A 4,247-nucleotide genomic window follows, 5' to 3' on the forward strand; every position below is an offset into this window, starting at 1 on the left:
CGTGGGCCGCGTGCCGGTGTCCGTGGTGGACGTAGTCGACATGGTCGCCGTGCCGTACGGCGGGGTGGCCGCAGTCCGGCCCGTGGTCATGCGCGTGGCCGCTGTGCGAGATGTGCTCACCGGGCTCGCACTCGTCCCAGTGGCCCGAGTGCTCCCGGTGGAGATGGCCGTCGTGCACGAAGTCGAGATGGTCCCCGTGCGGGAAGCCCTGGTGCCCGCAGGCGGGCCCGTGCCGGTGCTCGTGGGTGGGATGTTCCTGGTGGAGAACGGTCATGACGCTTACCTTTTGTCGGATTCCTTGCGCTATGTCCTGTCCAGGCTAGTCGCCGACGAGCGCCGATCCCGGCGCACCACACGTGCCCCGCCTAAAGGATCATCGCGACGGCGAACCCGGCCAGCGCCACCGTGCACCCCACGGCCGCCAGCGCCCCGCGCGCCGGCAGCACGCCCGGCCGGGGGCCGGCCCCCAGGGCACGTACGCGCCGATGCGCCACCCACAGGAAGCCCAGCCACACCAGCGCACTGAGCGCGACCGCCACCACGGTCACCGCGTGCCCGGTACCGGTCACCACCAGGCGGGCCGCGAGGACGGTCACGACGGTGAACGCGAGCGTCGTCCGGCGCCACGCCAGCCGGGTCCGCTCGGGCTGAAGCCCCGGATCGCGGCCGGGACCGCCCTGAGGGGGCAGCGTCACCGGCCGCCCTGCCAGCCGAACAGCACCACGACCACCATGATCACGGCCACGGCGGCGATCAGCAGACCCAGCAGCGCCGGAAAGCGCGACACCGGCAGATCCTCGCCGCGCCGCATCGCCCGCTCACTGCGCATCCAGTGGTTGATGGCCCGCAGCGAGCACAGCACCCCCGCGCCGAGCAGCCCCAGCGCCATCCCGGCGCGTACGCCCCACCGCAGCTCGGGCAGGAACTGGTCCACGGCGAATCCGCCACCGATCAGGGCAAGCGCCGTCCGCAGCCAGGCGAGAAAGGTCCGCTCATTGGCGAGCGAGAACCGGTAGTCGGGGGTCTCGCCCTCCTCCTTGAGGCGCTGCGGCGCGAACCACAGCCGCAGACCCCGTACGAATTCGCTCACACTCGCCCCTCACCCGCGCGACAGCCGGCCATGGACGGCCCGCACTCGTTCAATGGCCCGCACTCGTTCAACGGTCCGCAGCCGTTCAACGGACGGCCCGCACTCGTTCATACGCGGCCAGGCCGTCCGGCACCCACTCCCACACTCCGAGGAGCCGCAGCACCTCGTCCTCCGGGAGGAAGTCGTGCCAGGCGACCTCCTCGGCCTGCGGACGCACCGGAAGGACGCAGCGGACCTCGTACACCGCCGACCACCACTGATGCGCGCCGTTCTCGTACAGAAACCTCAGCAGCGGTACGGGCCGGGGCAGCCCGGACACGCCCAGTTCCTCCTCCGCCTCCCGCAGCGCCGCGTCGTCGTAGCTCTCGCCGGCTCCGACGACACCGCCGACGAACATGTCGTACAGCGAGGGGAAGACGAGCTTCCCCGCCGTCCTGCGGTGGACGAAGATCCGGCCCCGCGCGTCCCGGACCTGGACGAACACCGAACGGTGCCGCAGCCCACGGGCGTACACCTCACCCCGGCTCGCCCGGCCGACGACCCGGTCGGACGCGTCGACGACGTCGAGGATCTCGTCAGCGGGATTCACGGGATTCACGGGATTCACATGCCCTATCCAACCATCACCCGGCGGGCCCCGGCTGTTGACTCGTTACCGGCCCGTACCGAAGATCGGGGCACCGAAGGCCGGACCACCGGGAACGTGCCGGTGCCGCGCCCCGCCGGACCAGGACGAATCCCAAGGACGGAAACCCATGGCGTACGACGCTGATGTGATCGTGATCGGGGCGGGTCTGGCGGGTCTGGTGGCCACCGCGGAACTCGTCGACGCCGGGCGGCGGGTCATCCTGCTCGACCAGGAGCCCGAGCAGTCCATCGGCGGCCAGGCGCACTGGTCGTTCGGCGGTCTGTTCCTCGTCGACTCGCCCGAACAGCGCCGACTGCGGATCCGCGACAGCCGGGAACTGGCCCTTCAGGACTGGTACGGCGCGGCCGGCTTCGACCGCGAGCGGGAGGACCGCAGGCCGCGCGAGTGGGCCGAGGCGTATGTCGACTTCGCGTCCGGTGAGAAGCGGGCCTGGCTGCGCGCCCGGGGCGTACGGTTCTTCCCGGTCGTCGGCTGGGCCGAGCGCGGCGGCTACGACGCCACCGGCCACGGCAACTCCGTACCCCGCTTCCACATCACCTGGGGCACCGGACCCGGCCTGCTCGCCCCCTTCGAACGCCGCGTCAGGGAAGGCATCGCGCGCGGTCTCGTCCGGCCGGCGTTCCGGCACCGGGTCACCGCGCTCGGCCACAGCGGTGGCGCGCTCGACACCGTCAGCGGCGAGGTGCTCGCACCCTCCGGCGCGGCGCGCGGCACCGCCAGCGGCCGGGAGGTCACCGGGGCCTTCGAGTACCGGGCGCAGGCGGTGATCGTCACCTCCGGCGGCATCGGCGGCAACCACGACCTCATCCGGGCCCAGTGGCCGGAGCGCCTCGGCACCCCGCCCGCCAGACTGCTCTCCGGAGTGCCCGCCCATGTCGACGGACTGATGCTGGGGATCGCGGAGCGCGCCGGAGCGAGCCACATCAACCGCGACCGGATGTGGCACTACACCGAGGGCATCGAGAACTGGAACCCCGTCTGGGCCCGGCACGGCATCCGCATCCTGCCCGGCCCCTCCTCGCTGTGGCTCGACGCCCGGGGCAAACGGCTGCCGGTCCCCCTCTTCCCCGGCTTCGACACCCTCGGCACCCTCGAACACATCACCCGGTCCGGCCATGAGCACACCTGGTTCATCCTCGACCGGAAGATCATCGGCAAGGAGTTCGCACTCTCCGGCTCCGAGCAGAACCCCGACCTCACCGGCAAGTCGGTCCGCGATGTCCTTGTGCGCGTACGCTCCGATGTGCCGGGCCCGGTGCAGGCGTTCATGGACCACGGACCCGACTTCGTGGTCGAGAACGACCTCGCCTCGCTGGTCCGGGGGATGAACGCCCTCACCGGTGAGCCGCTGATCGACGAGGCGGAGCTGCGGCGCGAGATCACCGCCAGGGACCGGGAGGTCCGCAACCCCTTCACCAAGGATCTCCAGATCACCGCGATCCGGGGAGCCCGCGGCTACCTCGGCGACCGACTGATCCGTACGGCCGCCCCGCACCGCATCCTCGACCCCGGGGTCGGCCCCCTGATCGCCGTCCGCCTGCACATCCTCACCCGCAAATCCCTCGGCGGGCTGGAGACCGACCTCGCCTCCCGGGTGCTCACCCCGGCCGGCGAACCGCTGCCGGGGCTGTACGCGGCGGGGGAGGCGGCCGGATTCGGCGGCGGCGGGGTCCACGGCTACCGCTCCCTGGAAGGCACCTTCCTCGGTGGCTGCCTCTTCTCCGGCCGCGCGGCGGGCCGGGCGGCGGCACGGGCGGTCGGCTGACCCGGTACCGACCGTGCCGGGGTACGCGTACGGGTCAGCCGTCCCGCGCCGCGGACCGGGCGCCCACGAGCAGCGGGCGCAGCGCGGCGACCGCCCGCCCGGTGATGTCCTCGGGGGTGCCGGACACATCGACGGCGACGCCCGACTCGTCCTCCTCCAGCGGCTGGAGTGTGGCGAACTGGGAGTCGAGCAGCCCGGTGGGCATGAAGTGACCCCGGCGCGCGGCCATCCGCCGCTCGATCAGCTCGCGGTCGCCCGCCAGATGCAGAAAGACGGTGCCGGGGGCGGCGGCCCGCAGCCGGTCGCGGTAGACGCGCTTCAGTGCCGAACTGGACACCACTCCGCCGAGGCCCGCCCGGCGGTGGGCCCACTCGCCGATCGCATCGAGCCAGGGCGCGCGGTCACTGTCGTCCAGCGGGGTGCCGGCCGACATCTTGGCGATGTTCGCCGGGGGATGGAAGTCGTCGCCCTCGGCGTAGGGAACGCCCAGCGCCTCGGCGAGCAGGCGGCCGACGGTGGTCTTGCCGGTCCCTGCGACGCCCATCACCACAACGACCTGGGGGGTGCTCATCACATGCCTCGCTGTCAGTACTCGACATCAGCCGCCACCGGCCGGGACCGCTGCCGACATCTGTCCGTCGCGCTCCTGAGGGTATCCGCAGGGGAGCGCGCCGCGCACCGACGGGATCGCGGGGCGCTTCGATGTGCCATACGGCACGGCACGGCACGGCACGGCATGGCAT

The 4,247-nt window shown here is 72.3% G+C and carries 6 protein-coding genes; 1 reads left to right on the top strand and 5 read right to left on the bottom strand.

What is annotated here, in order from left to right; genetic code table 11:
• The 4 genes from ACWF94_RS34795 to ACWF94_RS34810 all read right to left on the bottom strand — a co-directional run.
• A partial coding sequence (locus ACWF94_RS34795; RefSeq protein ID WP_453497969.1) for a hypothetical protein occupies window positions 1-274 on the bottom strand: 274 nt, incomplete at its 3' end.
• 91 nt (window positions 275-365) lie between these two features.
• A complete protein-coding gene (locus tag ACWF94_RS34800) occupies window positions 366-695 on the bottom strand; it encodes a DUF202 domain-containing protein (RefSeq protein WP_453497972.1) in 330 nt (109 codons plus the stop codon).
• Entirely contained in the window at window positions 692-1,090 is a 399-nt protein-coding gene (locus ACWF94_RS34805; protein ID WP_453497974.1) for a YidH family protein, read from the bottom strand. The genes ACWF94_RS34800 and ACWF94_RS34805 overlap by 4 nt, the downstream gene beginning before the upstream one ends.
• An 85-nt stretch (window positions 1,091-1,175) precedes the next feature.
• Window positions 1,176-1,679 carry an NUDIX hydrolase gene (locus ACWF94_RS34810; protein WP_453497977.1) on the bottom strand — a complete coding sequence of 168 codons (504 nt, stop codon included), beginning with the start codon at window positions 1,677-1,679 and terminating at the stop codon, window positions 1,176-1,178.
• 166 nt (window positions 1,680-1,845) lie between these two features.
• Between ACWF94_RS34810 and ACWF94_RS34815 the strand changes: the two genes are divergently transcribed.
• Window positions 1,846-3,504: an FAD-binding dehydrogenase gene (locus ACWF94_RS34815; RefSeq protein WP_453497980.1), complete on the top strand. Its 1,659-nt coding sequence runs from the start codon at window positions 1,846-1,848 to the stop codon at window positions 3,502-3,504.
• Window positions 3,505-3,538: 34 nt separating this feature from the next.
• Here ACWF94_RS34815 and ACWF94_RS34820 read toward each other — a convergent pair whose 3' ends face one another.
• Window positions 3,539-4,075, bottom strand: a complete 537-nt coding sequence (locus ACWF94_RS34820) for a gluconokinase (protein WP_453497983.1) — start codon at window positions 4,073-4,075, stop codon at window positions 3,539-3,541.
• Window positions 4,076-4,247: the final 172 nt, after the last annotated feature.

The organism is Streptomyces sp. NPDC055078 (assembly GCF_053607985.1).

Excerpts from the sequence above, each read along its gene's own strand:
- ACWF94_RS34815 (WP_453497980.1), top strand. The coding sequence starts at position 1,846 with ATGGCGTACGACGCTGATGTGATCGTGATCGGGGCGGGTCTGGCGGGT.
- ACWF94_RS34820 (WP_453497983.1), bottom strand. The coding sequence starts at position 4,075 with ATGAGCACCCCCCAGGTCGTTGTGGTGATGGGCGTCGCAGGGACCGGC.